At 44.3% G+C, this 23,569-nt stretch carries 14 protein-coding genes and 2 pseudogenes; 9 read left to right on the top strand and 7 right to left on the bottom strand.

Going from position 1 to position 23,569, the window contains the following annotated elements:
* The first annotated feature begins 204 nt into the window (after positions 1-204).
* Positions 205-4,398: a glycoside hydrolase family 2 TIM barrel-domain containing protein gene (locus tag ACJROX_RS25920; protein WP_408008090.1), complete on the top strand. Its 4,194-nt coding sequence runs from the start codon at positions 205-207 to the stop codon at positions 4,396-4,398.
* Between the two features lie 81 nt (positions 4,399-4,479).
* Positions 4,480-9,609 carry a GH92 family glycosyl hydrolase gene (locus ACJROX_RS25915; protein WP_408008089.1) on the top strand — a complete coding sequence of 1,710 codons (5,130 nt, stop codon included), beginning with the start codon at positions 4,480-4,482 and terminating at the stop codon, positions 9,607-9,609.
* Positions 9,610-9,694: 85 nt separating this feature from the next.
* Here the strand turns inward: ACJROX_RS25915 and ACJROX_RS25910 are convergent, their stop codons facing one another.
* A complete protein-coding gene (locus ACJROX_RS25910) occupies positions 9,695-11,026 on the bottom strand; it encodes a hypothetical protein (RefSeq protein ID WP_408008088.1) in 1,332 nt (443 codons plus the stop codon).
* Between the two features lie 226 nt (positions 11,027-11,252).
* On the opposite strand from ACJROX_RS25910, the gene ACJROX_RS25905 reads away from it, so the two are divergent.
* From ACJROX_RS25905 to ACJROX_RS25895, 3 genes are read left to right on the top strand one after another with little or no spacing between them, the layout of a single operon-like run.
* On the top strand, positions 11,253-12,686 hold the full coding sequence (locus ACJROX_RS25905; protein ID WP_408008087.1) for a M20 family metallopeptidase: 1,434 nt from the start codon (positions 11,253-11,255) through the stop codon (positions 12,684-12,686).
* 30 nt (positions 12,687-12,716) lie between these two features.
* On the top strand, positions 12,717-14,237 hold the full coding sequence (locus ACJROX_RS25900; RefSeq protein WP_408008086.1) for an AbgT family transporter: 1,521 nt from the start codon (positions 12,717-12,719) through the stop codon (positions 14,235-14,237).
* A gap of 24 nt (positions 14,238-14,261) precedes the next feature.
* Positions 14,262-15,536, top strand: coding sequence for a M20 family metallo-hydrolase (locus tag ACJROX_RS25895; protein ID WP_408008085.1), 1,275 nt, complete (start codon positions 14,262-14,264; stop codon positions 15,534-15,536).
* A 503-nt stretch (positions 15,537-16,039) separates the two neighbouring features.
* On the opposite strand, the pseudogene ACJROX_RS25890 reads toward ACJROX_RS25895, so the two are convergent.
* The 6 genes and pseudogenes from ACJROX_RS25890 to tnpA all read right to left on the bottom strand — a co-directional run.
* A pseudogene (locus tag ACJROX_RS25890) lies at positions 16,040-16,795 on the bottom strand (RNA-guided endonuclease TnpB family protein); the annotation flags it as partial.
* A 47-nt stretch (positions 16,796-16,842) separates the two neighbouring features.
* Positions 16,843-17,724: an IS3 family transposase gene (locus tag ACJROX_RS25885; RefSeq protein WP_408007392.1), complete on the bottom strand. Its 882-nt coding sequence runs from the start codon at positions 17,722-17,724 to the stop codon at positions 16,843-16,845.
* A gap of 8 nt (positions 17,725-17,732) precedes the next feature.
* Positions 17,733-18,029: a transposase gene (locus tag ACJROX_RS25880; protein WP_408007393.1), complete on the bottom strand. Its 297-nt coding sequence runs from the start codon at positions 18,027-18,029 to the stop codon at positions 17,733-17,735.
* A gap of 79 nt (positions 18,030-18,108) precedes the next feature.
* Positions 18,109-18,402: pseudogene (locus ACJROX_RS25875) on the bottom strand (RNA-guided endonuclease TnpB family protein); the annotation flags it as partial.
* Positions 18,403-18,406: 4 nt separating this feature from the next.
* Positions 18,407-18,586, bottom strand: a complete 180-nt coding sequence (locus ACJROX_RS25870; protein WP_408006921.1) for a hypothetical protein — start codon at positions 18,584-18,586, stop codon at positions 18,407-18,409.
* Positions 18,587-18,616: 30 nt separating this feature from the next.
* The gene (gene tnpA, locus ACJROX_RS25865; RefSeq protein WP_408006922.1) at positions 18,617-19,015 is read right to left on the bottom strand and encodes an IS200/IS605 family transposase; all 399 of its coding nucleotides are present in this window, start codon (positions 19,013-19,015) and stop codon (positions 18,617-18,619) included.
* Between the two features lie 73 nt (positions 19,016-19,088).
* Here tnpA and ACJROX_RS25860 point away from each other — a divergent pair, with 73 nt between their 5' ends.
* From ACJROX_RS25860 to ACJROX_RS25845, 4 genes are read left to right on the top strand one after another with little or no spacing between them, the layout of a single operon-like run.
* On the top strand, positions 19,089-19,340 hold the full coding sequence (locus ACJROX_RS25860; protein ID WP_408008084.1) for a hypothetical protein: 252 nt from the start codon (positions 19,089-19,091) through the stop codon (positions 19,338-19,340).
* Positions 19,333-20,328 carry a sugar-binding protein gene (locus ACJROX_RS25855; RefSeq protein WP_408008083.1) on the top strand — a complete coding sequence of 332 codons (996 nt, stop codon included), beginning with the start codon at positions 19,333-19,335 and terminating at the stop codon, positions 20,326-20,328. Before ACJROX_RS25860 ends, ACJROX_RS25855 begins: the two co-directional genes overlap by 8 nt.
* On the top strand, positions 20,325-21,803 hold the full coding sequence (locus ACJROX_RS25850) for a sensor histidine kinase (protein WP_408008082.1): 1,479 nt from the start codon (positions 20,325-20,327) through the stop codon (positions 21,801-21,803). The genes ACJROX_RS25855 and ACJROX_RS25850 overlap by 4 nt, the downstream gene beginning before the upstream one ends.
* Positions 21,781-23,349: a response regulator gene (locus ACJROX_RS25845; protein WP_408008081.1), complete on the top strand. Its 1,569-nt coding sequence runs from the start codon at positions 21,781-21,783 to the stop codon at positions 23,347-23,349. Before ACJROX_RS25850 ends, ACJROX_RS25845 begins: the two co-directional genes overlap by 23 nt.
* Positions 23,350-23,569: the final 220 nt, after the last annotated feature.

Raw genomic sequence — 23,569 nt, 5'->3', positions numbered from 1 at the left:
GGTGGTTAGTCCTATATAAATACTTGATTAGTGAAAAAAATGTAGAATTTTCGATTTTACTGAATGATTTCAAAGTAGGATAATGGATTACAAACGAATCCTAGGGAACATGCATACACTTTATAAATTAATTTTATTAACTAAGTTATGGGGGTGTGCTTACTTATTGCTTTTCTTCATTATGAATCAAGGAGGTAAAAAGTATTGAAGTTAATTAAAGGTTTATTTGTGCTCATTTTTCTTATGGTCCTTGTGATGCTAGGCAGCCATCCCGTTACCACTGCTGCACAAGAAGATGGCTCTACAGAGTGGAAGGGAACACCCGAAACGTTTGAAGTGAATCGGGAACCTGCAAGTGTCAAGACAATTCCATTCAATAATGAACGATCATCTGTCAAAGGGGATGTAGAGAGCTCCAGATATTTTAAATCTTTAAACGGTGATTGGAAGTTCAACTGGTCGGAGAACCCTAATGAACGGCCGAAGGATTTTTATAAAGAAAATTTCAATGATAAGGATTGGGCTACGATCCCGGTACCGAGCAACTGGCAGGTTCACGGATATGGGGAGATCATTTATTTGAACCAACGCCATCCGTGGCAGGGACATGGACGGATTGCTCCGCCGGAAGTACCCGTTGAACATAATGAGGTCGGGTCCTATCGTTATGAATTCACGGTACCAGGCAACTGGAAGGAACGAGAGACTTTCATCTCATTCCAGGGAGTAAAATCCGCATTTTACGTATGGGTGAACGGTGAAAAGGTGGGCTACAGCGAAGACAGCTTCACTCCTGCTGAATTCAACATCACGGATTATCTTAAGCCTGGAAGCAACACCCTAGCCGTTGAAGTATATCGATGGTCTGACGGTGCATGGTTGGAAAATCAGGATATGATCGATCTGAGCGGAATCTTCCGTGATGTGTACCTCTATTCCACCCCGGACGTACATCTCAATGATTTTAAAATCGAAACGGATCTGGATGAATCGTATGAGGATGCAACTTTGAAAATCAATGGGGATGTCGTTGATTATGCAAAGAAAAATAGATTAGAAGATTATACGGTCGAGGCCATGCTTTATGATCCAAATGATCAGGGAGTGTTCGATCAACCGGTTGAGCTCGAAGTCAACGGAAAAAATGAAAACGCTGTCAGTAAGGAGATTCCTGTAGAAAATCCTTTAAAATGGTCAGCAGAGAACCCTAACTTGTATACATTAGTCTACAACTTGAAGGATTCTTCAGGAAAAACGATCGAAACCCTCAGCAATAAAGTCGGTTTCCGGGAGATTGAACTGGATGACGGCCAGGTGAAGATCAATGGCAAGGCGATCGTCATCAAAGGGGTGAACCGACACGAGGTCCATCCCGACACAGGGTATACGATGTCTGAAGAACAATTAATTGAAGATATCAAGCTCATGAAAAAGTTCAATATCAATGCTGTTCGGACAGGGCATTATCCTTTCCATCCGAGGTTTTATGAGCTGGCAGATGAATATGGACTGTACATTCTTGATGAAGCGAATAATGAATCCCATGACATGCGGCCGTTCCCAGGGAACAACCCGAACTGGAGCAATGCGGTCTTCGATCGGATCAAAACGATAGTCGAGCGGGACAAGAACCATCCGTCCGTCATTTTCTGGTCAATGGGGAATGAAGTAGGTTCAGGTCAAGTATTCAAGGATGCATCAGAATGGATCAAGGATTATGACCCGACCCGCCTTCTCCATTTCCAGCAGGATAATGGTCTCGCAGATTTTACGAGTTATATGTACCCGAGTCTTTCGACGCTAGAAAATCACGGAAAATCCGGAAGTCTGAGCCCGTTGATCATGTGTGAATATGTCCACGCGATGGGGAACAGCGTCGGAAACATCAAAGAGTACTGGGAGTTGATCGACAAGTATCCGAACCTACAGGGTGGGTTCATCTGGGACTTTGTCGACCAGTCGTTGAGGCTGCCGGTTGATGGCGGTGTCGATGGACTGCCAATCCTCAGGGATTATACAGGAGACACCTTCTTTTCTTATGGAGGCGACTGGGGAGATTATGCCAATGACGGTATTTTCTTGATGAATGGACTGCTGAATCCGGACCGCACACCTCAGCCTGAACTCTATGATGTCAAAACGGTCTATCAAAATATCAAAGTGAAAGATACCGATCTGGAAAACAATCAAATTGAACTATGGAATGAAAACCTCTTCACAAACTTGAAGGAATTCGATGCAAAATGGACGTTGAAAGCAGATGGTGAGGTCCTTCAGGAAGGAAAGCTGGACATCGATCTTCCAGGGGGTGAGACAAAGGAAATCACGCTACCGATCGTGAAGCCGGAGTTGAAACCTGGAACAGAATACTGGCTGGACCTCAGCTTTACATTGCCAGAGGATACCTCATGGGCTGAAAAAGGGCATGAGGTTGCTCATCATCAATTCAAAATGCCATATGATGCTCCGGAAGCACCTGGATTTGATACGGAAAATATGCCAGCAATCGATGTAGATGAACAAGATGCGTCTGTGAAGGTCACAGGGGAATCCTTTGATATCACTTTTGACAAGCAACAGGGGACGATTACCTCTTTCAAACACAAAGGTGAAGAATTATTCAAACAAGGTCCGATGCCGAACTTCTGGCGCCCGCGGAACGATAATGATTTGATGAACGGCATGTTAAGCAGGAACGGACCTTGGCAATATGCGGGACGGGACATGGCCGTGAACGATATTTCAGTAAGGGAGATCAGTGATAAGGTCGTCCATATTCAGGTGGATGCTGCCCTCCCTGCAACAGGCGATTCCCAGTACAGGCTTGGCTACTTCATTTATGGCAGCGGAGAAGTGGTCGTCCGGAGCACCGTGAAACCGGACAATTCACTTTCTGAAATCCCTGCAGTCGGCATGGAGCTGATGCTGCCTGGAAAATTTGAAAATCTGACCTGGTATGGTCGCGGCATGCATGACACCTACTGGGACCGTAAAGACGGTGCACCTGTAGGGATTTATAACAGCACGGTGGACGAGCAGTTCTTCCATTATCCTCGCCCGCAGGAATCCGGTAACAAATCGGATGTCCGATGGGTGACATTGACGAACGATGATGGGTCCGGATTAATGGTAGGAGGGCTGCCTCAATTCGAATTTTCAGCTCTTCATTTTGCGGAGGACGACATCGAACAGGCTGCACATCCTTATGAACTGGAAAAGCTTGATGACATCGTATTGACCGTCAACCATAAGCAAATGGGTGTCTGGAATAGCTGGGGCGGCACGGCATTGCCTCAATATATGCTTTACGCCGATCAGACGTATTCGTATAACTACACGTTGAAGCCGATCGAGACTGGCCAATCGGCAATGGAATTAAGCAAACAACAGATCGACCTAGAATTGCTGAAGGACATCAAGGTCAATGGTGAATCCCTTGAAAAGTTCCACTCGGATATCACCAACTATAAGAAGACGTTCTCAGCAGCCGTGGAGCAGTCTGTCCCTGAAGTGGAAGTCGTACCAGCACGGGATGACCTCACAATCGAAATCGAGGAAGCTGAACAGCTGCCTGGTGAAACGAAAATCCATGTATCGACTGCCGATGGATTCTTGAGCGAAACCTACACAATCGAGTTCGAGCCCGTCTCCTATCTCCATCTGAGTGATATCAACTGGGAGTCAGCGACGACCGGATGGGGCACAGTCAATAAAGACCAATCCGTCGCAGGCCCTAAGATCACGCTGATGGGCGAAAACGGACCTGTCATCTATGACAAGGGACTCGGGATCCATGCCAACTCTGAAATCGTCTATGACCTTTCAGAATGGGATTTCGATTTGTTTGAAACCTATGTCGGAGTCGAGCAGCACGCTGATCGGGATGGCCGCTTCTTCCAATTCGAGGTGTGGCTGGATGGCGAGAAAGTCTATGAAACTGAAAGGATGAAACGGAGCACACCGGCACAATTCATCAGCCTGGATATCCGGGGAAAAGAAGAGTTGAAGCTGGTCATGAAGGAAGCTGGCGACGGCATCGGGCATGGTCACGGTGCTTGGGCAGACGCGAAATTGACGGTTGAAGAACAAGAAACAGAAGCAACCCTGGAAAATGCCCAGCTAGAATTATCGCCTGTAGAGATCAAGCCTGGGGAATTGACCGAGATGATCGTCACCGGAAAAATGAGTGACGGAAAGCCTTTGGATCTTGCTGAGGCGAGTGTAGAGTACTTCAGCAGCGAACCTGAATTGGTAAGTTTCGACACCCAGTATGAAAACAAACTTTTATATTTGGAAACCGATGTAGGAGATGTCGAATCGATTGATGTATGGGCTGAAGTGACGGTAGATGACAAGACGGTGAAAACCGATCCAGCTCAACTCAAAATCGTACACTGAACCCTAAATATGAGGGGGCTGCCTCTTAAGCAGCCCCATATAGTATAGATTTTTAAGACGAAATCTTTCTGGGAGGATAAGATGAGGAAAAAATCTTTTTCAAATTTCTTTTCAGTTTTTTTATGTTTCAGCTTGTTGATCCCGATGTTTTCATTTTCCGGCGGGCAGATCGCTTCGGCTGAGGAAGACACCGGGACCGATTTCTATACATCCTTTGAAGAAGGTGATCCTTTGACCTGGGAAAATACGGTTGAAACCGATCCTTCCGGGGACGAAAAATCTTCCGGAGTGACTGGGCACGTTCCTTACGATACGATCCAGGGGGATATCACGGATCAGGTGGAGGAAGTGACGGCGAGCGCAAACAATCCCCCAAATGAAATCGAAGCCAACTTGATCGATCGGAGCGCCCAGACGAAATGGCTTGCTTTCGAACCAACGGCATGGCTTCAATTCAAGTTCCCTGAACCAGTCAACCTCGTAAAATACGCCTTTACATCAGCGAATGACGCACAGGGCAGGGACCCGAAAAATTGGAAGCTTTATGGCTCCAAGGACGGCGAAGAGTGGACAGAAATCGACAGCCGGACAGACGAAAGTTTTGAAAAACGTTTTGAACGTAAGGTCTATGAATTCGAGAATGAAAACAGCTACACCTATTACAAATTCGATATCACGGAAAATGCTGGCGACGGACTAACACAGCTGGCGGAAATCGCCTTGTCAAACGGGATCGATGCCCCACCGCCAGAATCTTCTGATCATATGACAACGGAACTGGGAGAGGGGCCTTCGAACAGTTACACTGGAAAGACGAACGTCGGCTGGACGGGGAAGAAGGCGTTGACATATGAAGGAAAGCATGACGCGGATGGACGGGCTTATTCCTACAATAAAATCGTCGATGTCAACATCAAGGTTGAACCGGAAACCGTCCTTTCCTATATGATCCACCCGCAATTCGCTGACAAGGACCACTTGGATTATTCCAGCACGTATGTGTCTGTCGATCTTGCATTCACAGATGGTACCTATCTGACCGATCTCGATGCACACGACCAGCACGGCGTAAAATTGAACCCGCAGGCGCAAGGGGAATCGAAAACCCTATATCCGAACCAGTGGAACGTCAAACGTGCTTCCATCGGTGAGGTGGCAGAAGGGAAGACGATCGATCGGATCCTTGTGGCCTATGATAAAAGTGAAGGACCTGGTGTTTTCAAAGGATCGATCGACGATATCAAAATCGATGACAATCCTGACAAAGAAACATATGGAAGCCCGGTGGATTATGTCAATATCCTGCGCGGGACCAATTCCAATTCGACTTTTTCAAGAGGGAACAATTTTCCTGCCGTCGCGGTGCCTCATGGATTCAACTTCTGGGCTCCGGTGACGAATGCGGGTACGACGAGTTGGCTGTATAGCTACCAGCAATCGAACAACGACGATAATCTACCGGAAATTCAGGCATTTTCATTGAGCCATGAAACAAGCCCGTGGATGGGGGACCGTCAGACGTTCCAAGTGATGCCTTCTGCTTCGACGGCGGATGAGCCATCAGCGGACCGTAAAGAGCGGGCGCTCGCGTTCAAGCATAAGAATGAAACCGCGAAACCCCATTATTATGGCGTGACATTTGAAAATGGGATCAAGACGGAGATGACACCGACAAACCGGGCGGCCATGTTCCGATTCACCTTTACTGGAAATTCATCGAACCTCATCTTTGATAATGTAAACAATAATGGCGGACTTACGCTGAACCCGGGCAACCAGAGCCTTTCTGGTTTTACAGATGTGCGGAGCGGTCTTTCTGCAGGGGCGACAAGGATGTTCGTCTATGCGGAGTTTGACGAGCCAGTCATTGATAGCGGCAAATTGACGGGTGAGGACAGGGATAATGTGTCCGGATTTTTCCGCTTTGATACGTCTGGTGACGATAAAACCGTGACAATGAAAGTCGCGACTTCATTGCTGAGCGTCGACCAGGCTAAAAAGAACTTGACTCAGGATATTAAAGAAGACGACCAATTTGAAGATCTGAAAAAACGTACCGGAGGACTTTGGAATGACAAGTTGGGCATCATCGAAGTCGAAGGTGCAAGCAAAGAGGAGCTTGTAACCCTTTATTCCAACATGTATCGCCTGTTCCTGTATCCGAACATCGGGTATGAAAACACAGGGACAGAAGATGCTCCCGAATACAAGTACGCGAGTCCTTTTTCAGAGCCTGCTGGTAAAAACACACCTACCATAACAGGGGCCAATATCGTAGAAGGGAAACCTTACATCAATAACGGTTTCTGGGATACGTATCGGACATCCTGGCCAGCCTATACCTTATTCACCCCGACCCAGGCAGGTGAAATGATCGACGGGTTCGTCCAGCAGTATAAGGATGGCGGCTGGATCTCCAGATGGTCCTCTCCTGGCTATGCCAACTTGATGGTTGGAACGAGCTCGGATGTCGCTTTTGCAGATGCGTATTTAAAGGGTGTCCGTAATTTTGATATCGAGGCATTCTATGATTCTGCACTTAAAAATGCGGCGGTTGCCAGCGAGGATGCAAGTGTCGGCCGAAAAGGATTGGGGACATCCATTTTCGACGGGTATACAAGCAACACTACAGGTGAAGGCATGTCATGGGCGATGGACGGTTATATCAATGATTTCGCTATTGCGAATATGGCAAAAGCACTTTCTAAAAAAGATCCGTCCAATGAACAGTTGAAGACGGATTACGAATACTATATCAACCGGGCGAAAAATTACGTAAACATGTTCAATCCGGATGTCGAATTCTTCATGGGAAAAGAGCCTACGGGTGAATGGCGCTCAACGCCTGAAAATTATGATCCTGAGGAATGGGGCGGCGATTATACGGAAACGAACGCCTGGAACATGGCCTTCCATGTCCCTCAGGATGGACAGGGGTTCGCAAATCTCTATGGAGGCAGAGATGGACTAGCTAAAAAGCTTGATCAATTCTTCTCCACCCCTGAAACAGCACTGCATCCTGGCCATTACGGCGGCGTCATCCATGAAATGCGCGAGGCGAGGGACGTGAGGATGGGCATGTATGGACACAGCAACCAACCTTCCCATCATATTCCGTATATGTATAATTACGCAAGCCAACCGTGGAAAACACAGGAAAAGGTACGTGAAGTCCTGTCACGCCTTTACCTCGGCAGTGAAATCGGACAGGGTTATCCAGGTGATGAGGATAACGGCGAAATGTCGGCATGGTACCTCTTCAGTGCTGCCGGATTCTATCCGCTCCAGATGGGGCATTCGGAGTATGCGGTCGGCGCACCGTATTTCGAGAAAATGACGATCCATCTTGAAAATGGGAAAGACATCGTCATCCGGGCACCGGAAGTAAGCGACAAGAACAAATATGTGCAAAGCCTGAAAGTCAATGGCAAGCCATATGATAAGCTCTCCATTCCGCATGACGTCCTGGCAGAAGGCGCCACATTGGATTTCGAGATGGGGTCGGAACCATCAGAATGGGGGACGTCGGATGATGCATTGCCAATATCCATCACAGACACTTCCACCGACGGTTCAACTCTTTTACCGGATCCGATGGAAGATCTGACCAATCAAGCGGAAGGAACCTCGATCCATAGTGATGAAGGTGTGGCCAATGCGCTATTTGACAATTCCTCTCGTACGGGTCTAACTTTCGAGAGCGAGCGTCCATGGATCCAGTATCATTTTGAGGATCAGTCGGGAAAAGCGCTCATGTACACGCTCACGTCTAGTGATGACAAAAAGCAAGATCCGAAAAGCTGGGTGCTGATCGGATCGAACGATGGAAACGACTGGACCATCGTTGACGAACGGACGGATGAGGACTTCAAATGGCGGAAATTCACCAAACCTTTTGAAATCATAAACCCTGGCGAATATGCGTATTACCGCTTGATCGTCAAGGATAACCAGGGAGCTTCTTCTACTTCATTAGCGGAGATCGAACTTCTCGGCTTCGACGATATCAACGAAACATTCAAGGATTTCGAGGGCATCTATCAATCGTTCGTTGAAGATGGCAAGATCGAAGGGCCATTGAAAAAGCAGCTTGATGAGAAATTGAAGCAGATCGGGGACCATCTTGAAAAAGAAAACATCGATCAGGCAGTGAAGCATTCGGAAGATTTCTTGAAGCTAATGAACAAAAAGAAGCAGGGCCGTATTACCAAGGATGCGAAAGCACAGTTGAATGCAGACGGCAACGCACTGATCGAATGCATCACCCGGTTCGGTAAAAGTGGACAAAAGGGGGACTGGGCTTACGAAGGGGAAGTCCCACAAGTACCGGTCTTCGAACTATCGAACCTTGTGACGGATCAGGTCGACCCTGGAGAAGATGCCACTGTGTCGGCTGACGTGTCCAATATCGGTTCGATGGAAGGCGAAAAACAACTCGATTTTTATTTTGAAGGTGAACTGGTCGAATCGAAGAAAGTCCAGCTTGAAGCAGGGACCAGTGAAACGGTGTCCTTTACAGTGGAAGATGTGGCGCTCGGCATCCATAAAGTGAAGCTGAATGATCTGACGGGAACGCTGAAGGCACTGTACCGTGATGAACCCGTCCTGTCCTTGAAGTTCGATGAAGAGGTTGATGGTACGGTAAAAGATCATTCACCATATGGACTTGATGGCGAACTGTCCGGAAATGCCGCCCTTGCAGATGGGAAGTTCGGCAAAGGGGTCAAACTGGATGGCGGATGGATTGAAGTACCGTCCAACGAGCTGTTGAATGGCGGGGATGAACTGACGATCGGCCTGTGGGTCAATCTTGAAGATCCTGAGTCGGATCAAAAGATCATCGGTAAGACGAACATCGGCGATGGATATGTGCTTGGCGTCAATAAAGGCCTTTACCCGGAACTCTGGGCTGAGAATGGACGCTATTCCTTCACTCAGGGTGAAATTCCAGCTGGGGAATGGGCATATTTGGCGATGACCTGGAAAAAGGATGGACGGATCATAGGCTATGTGAATGGAACAGAGGTCGCCAATGTACCAGCAGGACCGGCTTCAATCAAGCCGAATGACAACCCATTGATTATTGGCGGCGCCCCATGGAACCCTGAGTCACTCCAGATGAAAGGCTTGGTCGATGAAGTCAATGTGTATAAAGAAGCACTGAACGCCGAACAGATCGAGAAACTCTATAAAGAAAACACGATTAAGTAGATTGATAGTTTTGGACTGCCACAGCGTGATGTTGCTGTGGTATTTTTTTGTCAATCCAATCTGATATCGCTTCATCGACCTAAAACTAATCCGTCATTCCGATATTCAACATTATTCTATATATCTTCTTTGGTCTTCCTCGTAGTTTTTGCTGCTTTTTATATACAACCTCGGCTTTACCGGCTTCCTCCAATTTATTCAAAATCCGATTCGTGCTGCGTGTCGAAACACCTAAATAAGCAGCTAAATCATCCGCAGAAAATTCATTCGTGTGGCTTTTTTGCATTGTTGCCAGTATTTTTTTGATTTTTAGCGAAGCTACTCCTGTTTGCTGACTCAACTTCTCGATTTCAGGATCCAAGCTGTGTGACACAGTTAAACAATTGCTCTCTCCCAAAGGACCGATAATTTGTTCATCCTCCGTAATGATGAATGAAGCTTGTTCTTCACGGTCTTCTGACAACTGGCTGGCAAGGAATGCGTTCGTCCTGGCAACATCAATCGTATTTCCGATGCCCCAGCCTATGTTGAATGAAAACGGTAGTTCCTGTTTTATGAATTCGTAAAGTGAACAGCTGGTGAAATTATTAGTGATTCCCTTCAAATCCCCATATGATGTAATGATATCGAAATGATTCAGGTTTTTTTGAATGATGAAGGAATACTCACCGCTTTCAATGTATTCCAGCAGTGCTTTGTTCATTTTGATCCGTTGTAATTCCAAGTGATTATTGTTGGGTGACTCTTCCGTTTTTCTAATCGAAACATTCCCCATTACTATCTGACTGTCTGACAGTCGAATCAGATCGATCTCTTTAATGAGTTGATGGAACTTTTCAAGCATGGACTCCGCTGAGGGGAACATGACGATGTGGTTGATACCGTAGTCAGCCAGCTTTTCCGTCAGGCCGGAGGTCCTGGTGAAAGACAGGTCTATTTTTCCCGCATCCCACAACGTTTGATGCCTTTCGAACATCTCTTCATAAATCGTATCCGATTTGTAATCTTCGAGTGATTCACCAAAATAATAAGGAAATTGTTGTTCATTCAGGAAATCGTCCAATCCTAGGTAGTGATTATCCTTAAAAATGAAATCAATCAACGTTCTAGAAAAATCAAACTGACGTTCTTGAACCATCACTTTACAGATCGTTTTATAAAAATCCTCTTGGCCCACATCGAAATAAAGCGTAGGGACAGGAAAGGTGCCGTATTCTTTTTCAACTAAAACATAAGGCAATTGGCCACTAAAAATCATTCCGTCAAAAAAAAGATGGTTTTTCAAATAAAGAGGTTTGATTTCAGAGGGATGAGCGTAACTCATATAAAAAAGCTCACATTGATCATTTACGAAGGGTTCGATTTTTTTTATCCATTTCAACGATTGTTTTGAAGCTATGACACCGATTCTATACATAGCCGATATCTCCTTTCATGCATCACACTAATTATATTAACAAATAAAGGGAGAAGGAAATATTCCGAAAACTGTTGCAATTCCAACAACTACTATATTACACTTATTTACGACATGTCAAAAAGGTGGCCAAAAAGTCGACTAAATAAACATTAAAGGCTTTATAGGTAAATTAATGTAAAAATTTATCGAATATTCTGTATTATTCTGCTTAAGGAGGAGTACAATGGCTAGCAACTTTACAAAAACATATCTGGTAGAAAATAAAGAACTCTTCGAAAGAATCAGTGAGTACGTATACTATCATCCGGAAACTAGATTTGAAGAATATTCCTCCGCCGAGTTCTTAGCCTCAGAGTGTGAAAAAGCAGGATTTCAGGTTGAACGAAATGCGGGAAACATTGAAACTGCGTTCATCGCATCTTATGGCAGTGGATCTCCTGTAATCGGGTTCCTTGGAGAATTCGATGCACTGTCCGGCTTAGGGCAGGAGCCTAACAAAACATCCTATGAGCGGACAGAGAAAAATGTCGGTCACGGATGCGGGCACAACCTGCTGGGAACTGGCGCCTTTGCGGCAGCATACGCTACCAAAAAATTCTTAGAAGAAAACGATCTCCCAGGTACCGTCAAGTTTTTTGGATGTCCTGGTGAAGAGGGAGGATCCGGAAAGACATTCATGGTCCGGGAAGGTGTTTTTGATGGAGTGGACGTGGCGCTGACTTGGCATCCATCCCCGGCAAACAGCATCATGAGTCATTCCAGTCTAGCAAACTATCAAGTTTATTTCAGATTCAAAGGATTATCCTCCCATGCAGCAAACTCGCCACACCTCGGGCGAAGTGCACTGGACGCGGTCGAGCTTATGAATGTAGGAGTCAACTATCTTCGTGAGCATGTCATACCAGAAGCACGGATGCACTATGCAATTACCAATACTGGGGGTATTTCCCCGAACGTTGTACAGTCAGAGGCCGAGGTACTTTATTTAATCCGATCACCAAAGGTTAAGCAGGTTGATGAAATTTATAAACGGGTTTGTAAAATAGCTGAAGGTGCCGCACTGATGACAGAAACACAACTGACAATTGAGTTCGACAAAGCATGTTCCAACTATATTCCAAACCGCAGTTTAGAAAAGATTTTGTATGAAAACCTGCTAGAAACTGGTATCGAAAATCCGAGCGAGGATGAAATCACTTTTGCTGAAAAACTTTGGTCAACCCTATCAGAAGGGGAAAAGGACAGTTATTTGGATATTTTGAAAGGGTTTGGTTACAAAGGGGACGGAAGTGAATTTGAAGGAAAATTCCTTGCTGATACCATCTCGCCCTATGAACCGACAAATGAGATTTTTCCGGGATCAACTGATGTATCCGATGTAAGCTGGGTAGTTCCGACAGCCCAATTGACAGCATCGACTTCAGCATTGGGAACACCGTTGCACACTTGGCAGATGACGACACAAGGCATCAGCAGCTACGCACATAAAGGGATGTTACGGGCGGCAGAAGCAATGGCGCTTACTGCAGTTAGAGTGCTTACCAACAAGGAAGACCTGGAATCTATTAAACAGGAATTTAATGCATTCAGAGAAAAAAATCCATATTCATGTCCGATTCCTGAAGATGTCAAGCCTTCCAAATTAACGCAAAGATAATATTAATAACAGAAAAGTGAGGGGAGACGAGTGGAAAATACAAAGAACAAACAGGGGATTGCGCAGAAATTCCTTAACGGGATTGAAATAGCCGGTAATAAACTTCCAGATCCGTTTATTTTGTTTGCTGCGTTGGCTATCCTCGTCATTATTGTTTCGGCTATCTTCAATATGTTTGGTGCGACAGTCATACACCCAGGTACAGGGGAAGAGCTGCCGGTTAAAAGTCTAGCATCTGGAGAGGGTCTGCAGTTTATCTTAACGTCGATGCTCGACAACTTTACCGGATTTGCACCGTTAGGTCTGGTACTGGCAATGATGCTTGGTATCGGGCTTGCAGAAAAAGTTGGAATGCTCGATTATGTAATCAAGAAAACGATTTTGAAATCGCCGCCAGCGTTAATCACGTACACCGTAATTTTTGTTGGTATCATGGGTAACATTGCATCCGATGCAGCGATGGTTCTAGTTCCGCCACTGGCAGCGATGGTATTTTACAAAGTAGGACGTAATCCGATCGCTGGTTTGGTAGCGGGGTACGCAGCAGCTGGTGCTGGTTTTACGGCAAACCTTTTGATTGCTGGTACAGATGCGTTACTTGCAGGTATTTCGACGGAAGCAGCCCAAATCATCAATGAGGATATTGTCGTTACCCCTGTCGATAACTGGTACTTCAATATTGTTTCTGTGTTTGTTCTTACCGTTGTTGGTGGCCTTGTTACAAACAAATTCATCGAACCGCGGCTTGGCGAATATAAGGGTGAAGAGGTCGAGGAAGCTGTAGCAGAAGACCCTCTAAAAGCAGGTAAGGCTTTACGAAATGCAGTGATTGCAGGGGGAGTATATTGGGCCATTATCCTGGTGACGATCTTTTTACCAGATAGTCCTTTGCGTAATGAGGAGGGCGGCATCATCCCATCCCCATTCCTTGATGGTATTGTGCCTATCATTCTCTTCTTCTTTATCACAATCGGTGTTACGTACGGTATTTCCGTTGGAAACATCAAGACAAGTAAAGATGTAGGGAAATTCATGGCTGAGTCGATGAAAGATATGTCAAGTTACATTGTTCTGATCTTTGCGATTGCTCAATTTATCGCATATTTCAGCTGGTCTAATATTGCAACATGGGTTGCAGTAAATGGTGCTGAAGTTCTGAAAGATATTGAATTTACGGGTATGGGACTGATCATAAGTTATATCATCTTTACTGCATTAATGAATTTCCTGATCACTTCAGGGTCTGCGAAGTGGGCGCTTGAAGCACCTGTGTTCATACCGATGTTCATGCAGCTTGGCTATCACCCTGCATTTACACAAGTGGCATACCGGGTTGCGGATTCATCGACCAATATCGTTACACCTTTGATGCCGTACATGGTCATCGCGTTGTCATTCATGCAGAAATATGATAAGAAAGCGGGTATCGGAACATTTATTTCGTTAATGCTCCCTTACTCTATATGTTTCTTGTTGACATGGATCGTACTGATAATGATTTTCTGCTTCTTAGGAATACCGTTTGGTCCAGGGATCGATCCATTCTTGTAATAGGATACTAGGAGTGAATAGATGATGAGTAATTTGGAAAAAAAGCTGATCAAATGGCGTCGTGATTTTCACCGTCATCCGGAAACAGGTTTTCTAGAAATGCGTACAGCTTCCATTGTGGCGTCCATTCTTGACCAGCTGGGATTTCAACTCGAAATGGGAATACAAGTCATGTCCCCTGAGTATTGTATGGGTAAGCCGGATTACGAAGAGACGAAAGCACATTACCAATGGGCACTCGAAAATGGGGCGAATAAAGATTATATTAAACACTTTTCAGAAGGCTATACAGGAATTGTCGCTACAATGGATACAAAAAAAGAAGGCCCGACGATCGCCTTCCGAATCGATATGGATGCACTGGATATCCATGAATCGGAAGCAGACAGCCACTTCCCGAAAAAGGAAGGGTTCAGGTCGACGGTTCCAAACAAAATGCATGCCTGTGCACACGATGGACATACAGCAATCGGCCTTGGTCTTGCAACGTTGATCTCCGAAAACAAATCGAGCTTAAAGGGTAAAATCAAATTGATTTTTCAGCCTGCCGAGGAAGGCACTCGCGGTGCACGGTCAATGGTCGAAGCTAAAGTTGTCGATGATGTTGATTACTTTATTGCGACTCATCTTGGGACAGGCGTACCTGATGGCCATTTTATTGCATCGAATAACGGCTTCCTGGCAACCTCGAAGCTTGATGTCACGTTCCAAGGGGTGGCCTCTCATGCGGGCGGAAAACCTGAAGAGGGAAGAAATGCCCTACTGGCGGCTGCCTCAGCAGCATTGAACGTTTATGCCGTTCCTCGCCATTCAGAAGGCTCGACACGAATCAATGTTGGTGAATTGCATGCTGGTTCCGGACGTAATATCATTGCTGACAAGGCTTCTCTCAAGGTTGAAACACGGGGGGAGAACACTGAAATCAACCAATTCGTGAAAAACCAGGTGGAAGCAATTATCGCGGGGTCTGCTCAAATGTATCAGGTAGATTACGAGATCAAGACTGTAGGTGAAGGAGTAAGCACCCAGGGTTCGAAAGAATTGGCAGAGGTATTGTGTGCATGTGCAGAAGAGTCCCCTGCTATTGAGGCAAGCATGCTCGAAGATAATACATCGGCCGGTTCCGAGGATGCAACCTTCTTTATGGAACGGGTTAAACAGAATGGCGGGCAAGCAACCTACTGTATCTTCGGAACGGAACTACCTGCGGGTCATCATAATGAGAAGTTTGATATTAACGAAGAGACATTGCTGTCTGCAGTCAACCTGCTGTTTGATTCAATCAAAAAACTAAGTTGAATTAAGGAAGAAATAGAATCCCTATCTGGTAGAGGTTCTTGGTGCACGATCAGCCACTTGAAGTAGATGTTTTCTTCAAGTGGCTTTTCGATTTACCTTCTCTTTTTTCTTCTCATATAAGACATTTGTTTGGAAACATCTACTGCAGCTATTTTAGTGGTCTTAATCAAAGATGAGGTGCTCTGCTGATTGATGCGTGAGGTGGACCAGCAATACTGACAGAAGAAATGATGGAGGTATCTTTTATCGGTGCGGCGATGTACGAGACCCGATATGCATTTCCTCTACGCTCAGTACGTAACCTTGAAGACGGATCGTATTGAGACTCCCACGGCTAAAGCCGCAAGCCCTACACCTTCCGGTGTGAGGGGTGGGATTCTTGAATGACTAAGCGTTCGCAGTCCATTTCTGTTTTGAACAGCCTCCAAGATGAGGGTATCTCATTACCCCGCCCCATGCAGTTAAAATGTACCCACATGGGCGGCATACCTATTACCAGTATGCTAGGCTACTAAACCCGAAATCGCTTTCGATATATTAATGGCTCCATTGAGGTCAGCATGACAGCTGTAGCCACATTCTCTACATTGAAAATTGAGACCGTTTCGATTTTCTTTCGCTTGATGACCACATTTGCAAATTTGACTGGTGTATTCTGGATTCACCAATTCAAAACGGATCCCTATCATCTCAGCTTTGTATTTGATGAACTCTTTAAGTTGGTAGAACGACCATGAATGCAGGCTCCTACCTTGGTCGTTTTTCTTTGATTTGGTAGTATTTCGAATATCCGTCAAGTCTTCCATGCGAATCACTCCAACACCGTTGGCGAGTGCAAGGTTAACGATTTGACGGCTGATTTTATGGTTCTGGTCTTTCATCCAACGAGACTCTTTGCCTTTGGAATTCTTAATGGCTTGTAGTTTTTTCGCTTTTCCTAGTCTCCTTCTTCTTGCCGAGAAGTGTCTACGAGTATATGCGACTTTTGAGCCTTTAAAGAAGAAAGACTTTGTTCCAATACTGGCAACTGCGAGATATCGAAGTCCCAAGTCAATCCCCATGACTTTTTTACCTTGTGATGATTCCACATTCCAAGTGATTGAAATGGCAAGATACCATTTCTTTTTCTTTTGATAAAGCTTTCCAGTCCCTATCTTTACGCTTCCACTGATCATTTGATCAAGCCACTTTATTTGAAATGGTTTTGCTATTACTGGAACCCCTATACGTTTTGCAAGTGTAGGAAAAGAAACGGTGTATAATTTGAAGTGACCCCTGTCAAGTAGACAGAAATTAAAAAGCATTTTTAAGCAGCCTGAGCTCTATAATTATAGGGACTCAGGTTGTTTAATTTCTTTTGAAATCTCTGGTGATTATAAAATCGTATGTATTGGTGGACGGCAAACTTAACCTCTTCAGAGGTTCGGAAAGAGTATAAGTGAAAACATTCTGTTTTAAAATGGCTAAAAAAGTTCTCCATACAAGCATTATCCCAACAGTTTCCTTTTCGAGACATACTCGCTTTCATTTTGTATTTTTTAAGCAGTTGGTTATATTGTTTTGAGGTGTACTGGAATCCCTGATCGCTATGAAGGATAATTCCTTTTACACTCCGTTTTCTTCTTGCCTTTTTTACTGTATCCATTACTAGTTGAAGGTCGTTTCTTTGACTGATTTTATATGCGATGATTTCGTTATTGTATAAGTCTTTAATAGCCGATAAATACAATCTTTGTCCATTAAAAATTAAGTATGTAATGTCTGTTACCCATTTTTCATTTGGCTTAGAGGCTTTAAAATCTCGGTTCAAATGGTTTTCTGAGATGGCATAAGCTTCCTTCTTTCCGTAGTAGGGCCGTTTTCTTCTTATGATGGCTTTTATTCCCAATTCACCCATCAAGCGTTGAACCCGTTTATGATTCATATGTAAATTGTGTACCGACTTAAGCCAGACATGTATCCTTCTATAACCATAAATCCCCTTGAGCTTTGTGTGACACTTTATGATTAACTTCTTGATTTTATCATCCTCTAACTGTTTAGAAGAGGGGGCTTCCTGACGCTTTAACCACTTGTAATATCCGCCCCTTGATACCCCTGCAAGTTCACATAGAAGTTGGACAGGGTATTGTTTCTTGGACATATCTTGAATCACTTTATACTTAGTACCTGTTGATACGGCTTCCATACCCCCTTTTACTTCCCTAAGAACTTTTTTAACATTTCATTCTCGGCTTCTAATCGTTTGATTTTCTCTTCTGGATCCTCAGGACGGGTTCTTGGTCTGCCTTTCCCAGGTCCTTTTGCTTTCCCGCGCTTTTCCTCGAGACCCTTTATTCCTTCTGCCTCAAAGTGTTGAACCCAACGACGTACAACTGAACTAGAAATACCTACTTCCTTCGCAACCGTATCGTAGCCCATACCATCTTTAATATATAGATCCACTACTTTTTTCTTAAATGCAACATCATATGATTGTCTCATTTTCCCCATAGAAAAATCCCCTCCATAATAGACAGATTAATGTGCTTTCTTTTTTCTGTCTACTATGTGGGGATCATATCAATTTACTCTTCTTTTCTATTTTTAAGTTTTGATTATTAAAGCAGCACCACATTTTACGGAAGGTCTTTGCTTTCTGATTTTTCTTTTGAAATTTTACTTCTCTAATGGTTTGATTAATGACTGCGGATGGAAATTTCTCTGCTGAAAACTCCTTAAAGATTCGACTGGTTGCCTGATTTATGTCTGGATGAAGCAATAACCAGTTCGCAAATCCTGTATTTGTCTCTGCCATTCGTTTATACATCTGTTGTTTGGCAAGAGTCGGTTTATGTAGCTCTAAGCGTAGCGTGATTGTCGGCATATATTCACCCCCATTTCTTTAAAATTTTGTTGGAATAGATCTCATGAGATGTATTTTCTATAAAGTCATGTAGAGTTTGGTCGATTTCGATTTCCAAATCTTCGTTTAATTCGTTTCCATCTTCATCATATAGCTGGAAGTGTTCGTGTTTCCATTCATGAAACTTGTCTTGCAACAAGTCCATTAAGTGTGATTTCCTGTTTATCCAAAACGCTCACCCCCTTGTTTTTTGTTGTTCAACATAACGCTTAATGGTTGCACTCGATACATTTCCTGCGGTCGATACAAAATAGGAACGTGTCCAAAGACTCGGCAGATGTTGAAGATGAGGAAATTCCTCTCTTAACTTTCTAGAAGTCACTCCTTTGATTTTTGCCATAATATCAGCAGGACTAAGTGTTGGTAGTGTGTTTAGGAACATGTGGGTATGGTCTTTGTCGCACTCTAAAGCAACAATGACAATTTCTAATTCTTCACATATTTCCTGTACTAACTGTTTAAATCGTTCCTCTACATCAGTACGGAGAAATATTTTCCTTCTGTATCGAGGACAAAAAACGAAATGATAGTTGATTAATGATACGGTTTTGTTTGTTCTTCTGTATTCGTTCATATTCACAATGTATCAGTTTTGTTTATAAACTACAACAGTTATACAACAAAAAGAGAGTGAAATTTTCGGATACTTGAAGTACCACAAAACCTTTCCGATTTTAGCGGTGCTCCGTATCCGTTCTCACTCTCATCCCATCCCTAAAGGCGGGCTATGCCCTGCATGGGCTTTCCCGTTCGGAAAATCTGTAAAGATGGCTAATGAAGTTCTTGAAAAGATACGGAAAGCAAATGATGGGAGCGGAATCCAAGTCATTTTCTGTATTTTGAGAAAATTTGTGCTAAACTATGATAAACAATTCTTAGGTGGAATGCACAATGAGTAGAATGATCGTCGGCGTCTTCATAGTCCTTTTTGTAACCGCTTTCTCCTACTTTGTCTATTTTTCGATCAAATCCTTTAATATCGATTCGACCCAGGCTCAAGAATCGTACACGAAACCGAAATATCATCTCGTATTGATCCCAGAAGAAATCAACAATGATTATTGGAAATTAGTCGAAAAAGGAGCCCGTTCGGCAGCTGAAAAACTTGGTGTGACGCTTGAGTATGCCGGTCCGAAACAAGCCAATCTGGAAGAACATTTGACGACCATTGAAATGGCAGCAGCTGCTAAGGTCGATGGAATCATGACGCAGGGATTGAGTGAAGAGCAATTCACCCCCTTGATCAATAACACCATTCAAAAGGGCATTCCGATCATCACTGTCGATACGGATGCCCCCAAAAGCGATCGTCTCGCTTATATAGGGACTGATAATTATTATGCGGGGCTGTTAGCCGGTAAAGCCCTGTTGGCTGATACAGAAGGAGAAGTGAACGTTGCCATAATAACCGGGAGATTTGATGCAACCCACCAGAAGCTTCGGGTCCAGGGTTTTAAAGATGCGATAAAAGAACAGGAACGCGTGAAAGTGACCACGATTGAAGATTCCCATATCACAAGGATCCAGGCGGCTGAAAAAACGTATAAAATCCTGCAGGAATATCCGGATGTGACAGCCTTTTACGGAACGAGCGCGCTCGATGCGATCGGGATTTCACAAGTATTGGAGCAGATGGGGAAAACGGAAGATATCTATGTGATCGGATTCGATATTCTACCAGAGACGATTGAACTGCTCCAGTCAGGAAAGATTGAAGCGACCGTAATCCAAAAACCTTACGAAATGGGATATCGATCAGTGGAAACGATGGTTCAAATTTTAGAGGGGAAGGCCATTGATGAAATCAACCATACAGAAACGAAAGTGATCCACCGAGAGGATCTGCCGTTACAGGAAAATGAAATACTCGAGGTTATTCAGAAATGATCCGGATCAGAACGAAGATCATGATTTTTGTCACCGTTCTCGTCCTTTTAGTGAATGGGGTGACGTTCTACCTTTACCATAGCAGCCAACAGACGATCGATCAGTACCATGACAGCTTCGAACGGTTCATCATCCTGAATCAGATTTCGAAGCTGACGACCGAGGTCTATGAATCGATCAATGCGTATGTCATCGAAAAGTCCCCTCGATATTTGGATGACTACCATATGCTGCGAGATCAATTGGTGAATGAAAAAGAGAAACTGATCGATAAGGTGGAAAATAAGGATAACTATCCGACTGTCACGAATTACTACAACATGATTGAGAGTTTTTTGGAAGAGTGTGAACGTACGATTGAAGCGTTTCAAGCTGAAGATTTGAACCAGTATTCGTTCCATTTGAATGAAGCCGCCAAGGTATCACGTTTTATCCAGGAAACGACCTTAAGTCTTCTGAATAGTGAATTGACAAGCTATCGTGCCTTTTATCACGCGATGGAACGGAAAAACCTCTATCTCCAGGCGATGGGGATCTCCTTATTCGTCACGACGATTTTCCTGAGCCTGTTGACCGCCCTTTGGTTTTCGAAGGGGATTACAAGGCCGATCAGCTTGCTTTCCAAATCTGCCAGGAAAATATCGAAAGGGGATTTTTCTGGTGAAGATGTAGAAGTCCGGACGAACGATGAGATGAAACTGTTGGCAGGAACGTTCAATCGGATGAGAAGGAACATCCGGGAGCTGATCAAGGAAATCAAGGATCAATCAGAGCTTGATCGATTGCTGAAGGAAATGGAATTGAAGAGTCTGCAGAGCCAGATCAATCCTCACTTCCTTTTCAATACATTGAACACGATCTCAAGGATGGCCTACCTCGAAGGCTCAGAAAAGACAAGTGATCTAATCAGCTCCGTTTCCGCATTGCTACGCTACAATCTAGGGAATCTTGATAAGCCGACAACCTTACGTGATGAAGTCCGGATCGTAAAAGAATACTTTTTCATCCAGCAGACACGGTTCGGGGATCGGGTCACATTCAAAACGGACATCGATGATACCTGTCTTGATATTGAAATCCCTATATTGACCCTTCAGCCTATTGTTGAAAATGCATTCATCCATGGGATTGAATCGTTTGAGAGCGACGCAGAGATCAAATTGGGCGTGTACCCAGAAAATGGACAAGTGATAATCGAGATCCACGATAATGGTGTGGGGATGGAGGAGCATGTGAAAGAACGATTGCTCAACAAAGACGGAGAGGACGATGAAAAATTACAATTGGAATCCCAGGGCCACTCGACGGGGATTGGCATGAAAAACGTAGTCAAACGGTTGGAGTTGTTTTACAAGAATAAGAGCGATATCCAGATCGAATCAGCGGTCAATCAAGGGACGAGGATCAGAATTGCAATACCATATACTGTTGAAAAAAGGGGAGACGACCAGTATGTTGCGTATTATGGTAGTTGATGATGAGCGGATTGAAAGAGAAGCATTGAAAATGATGATCAGCAGAGAAATGGAAGGGGCTGAGATCGTTACCGAGGCGGGGAACGGACGGCAGGCGATCGAAATGGCTAAATCGGAGCACCCCGATCTTATTTTAATGGATATAAAAATGCCTGGAATCGATGGTGTCGAGGCAGTGAAGGAAATCAAAAGGGAGCTGCCGGATATCCGGTTCATCATGGTTTCCGCGTTCGATACGTTTGAGTACGCCAAAAAAGTGATGCAGCAGGGCGTTAAAGAGTATTTGCTGAAACCAAGCAAAAAGGATGAAGTCATCGCAGCAATCCGTCGCGTACAGATGGAGGTTGATCAAGAACGCAAGGAGTTGGAAGATAAACAAAAGCTCGAGCGGAAGTTCAATAAAGCCCTGGATTTCATGCAGTCCGAATGGGCGGTTTCCTTGCTCGTCGATCATGTTCAGGAACTGGACTTGAATGAATGGGGGGAGCTTCTGGATATCAACTTCAAATGCGGGTATGCGATTGTGGTTGAGTTGAACGTCCAAGAGGTTGATAGAAGGGCATGGCTGGATTGGCTGAAGGATTATGTCAATCGGCATTCTTCTGATTCGACGCTTTTGAGTCCGAATCATGAAGAGAAACTTCCCCTCTTTTTTCTGACGGACAAAATCGATGGAGAGGATAAGAATGAATTCAAAGGATACATTCTACCGTTCATACGGAATATGGTGCACCATTGTGAACGTAACTTCCACTTCAAGCCGCATGTCGGGATCGGATTACCGTACCGGTCCGTCCATCAGCTCAGCAGATCCTACTATGAAGCCTTGCATGCATTAGAGAGCATCCAATCTGATGGAAATGTGACCTATAAGTTTTCCTCGGATGAAATTAATGCTGGTAATGGAGCTATGGCCGCATTCCAGAAAGAAAAGGATCTGTTGGAAACGATCAAGAATGGAGACGTGACGAGTGCCCTTCAAAAGTTTGAATTCTATCTGAAGGAGTTGTCCGATGATACTATGATAGATTTGAACCGGTCGGTATCCTCATTGAATGAGTTTTTTATCATCGCCACCCGTATGATCAATGACTTGGGCATTCCTATCGATCGTTTTATTCCATATGATCGGGTATCGTCCTATCAAGAGCTTGAGGAGAAGAGCACCCGGTTATTGAGGAAAATCGTTGAAAAGGTGCAAACATGGCGGATGGTCCAGGCGAAAGGGAGATTGGAAAACGCGAAGGAGTATATCGAAAAGCACTATTCTGAGTCGTTGACGCTTGAGATGGTCGCAAGTCATGTCGAATTAAGCCCTTACTATTTAAGTAAGCTTTTTAAAGAGAAGAAAGGGATCACCTTCATTGATTTTTTAACTCACGTACGGATCGAAAAGGCGAAGGAGTACATGCTGGACCCAGAAATCAGCGTAAAAGAAGTATGCTTCAAAGTCGGTTATAAAGATCCCAATTACTTCAGCAGGGTGTTCAAAAAGATTGTCGGCCAAAGTCCGAAACAATACCGCATAGTATTACAACCGTTATAATGGGCTCGCCTTTTGTGGGTCTTTTTTATGCCGAATGGGCTATTCCACTACGGAAAGAGCATGTTAATTCCTCATTTAGACACAGGAGTATTTTACTGTTTTTGGAAAATGGTGAAATAGAAAGAGGAAATCTAGTAACTTATCGAAAATTAGAAATTAAAGACGAATCAGGTCCGCACACTTTATTAATTAATTTAATAAAGTAACAAGCGGCCATTCA

The sequence above is a fragment of the Pseudalkalibacillus sp. A8 genome, from assembly GCF_045920555.1.
Lineage (GTDB): Bacteria > Bacillota > Bacilli > Bacillales > Fictibacillaceae > Pseudalkalibacillus.
The sequence above is the reverse complement of the archived record's forward strand: the minus strand, read 5'-3'. Positions and strand labels throughout refer to the sequence as shown.

Coding starts and splice junctions, on each gene's coding strand:
- ACJROX_RS25915 (WP_408008089.1), top strand. CDS start 4,480: ATGAGGAAAAAATCTTTTTCAAATTTCTTTTCAGTTTTTTTATGTTTC.
- ACJROX_RS25910 (WP_408008088.1), bottom strand. CDS start 11,026: ATGTATAGAATCGGTGTCATAGCTTCAAAACAATCGTTGAAATGGATA.
- ACJROX_RS25905 (WP_408008087.1), top strand. CDS start 11,253: ATGGCTAGCAACTTTACAAAAACATATCTGGTAGAAAATAAAGAACTC.
- ACJROX_RS25895 (WP_408008085.1), top strand. CDS start 14,262: ATGAGTAATTTGGAAAAAAAGCTGATCAAATGGCGTCGTGATTTTCAC.
- ACJROX_RS25885 (WP_408007392.1), bottom strand. CDS start 17,724: ATGGAAGCCGTATCAACAGGTACTAAGTATAAAGTGATTCAAGATATG.
- ACJROX_RS25880 (WP_408007393.1), bottom strand. CDS start 18,029: ATGGGGAAAATGAGACAATCATATGATGTTGCATTTAAGAAAAAAGTA.
- ACJROX_RS25870 (WP_408006921.1), bottom strand. CDS start 18,586: ATGGACTTGTTGCAAGACAAGTTTCATGAATGGAAACACGAACACTTC.
- tnpA (WP_408006922.1), bottom strand. CDS start 19,015: ATGAACGAATACAGAAGAACAAACAAAACCGTATCATTAATCAACTAT.
- ACJROX_RS25855 (WP_408008083.1), top strand. CDS start 19,333: ATGAGTAGAATGATCGTCGGCGTCTTCATAGTCCTTTTTGTAACCGCT.
- ACJROX_RS25850 (WP_408008082.1), top strand. CDS start 20,325: ATGATCCGGATCAGAACGAAGATCATGATTTTTGTCACCGTTCTCGTC.
- ACJROX_RS25845 (WP_408008081.1), top strand. CDS start 21,781: ATGTTGCGTATTATGGTAGTTGATGATGAGCGGATTGAAAGAGAAGCA.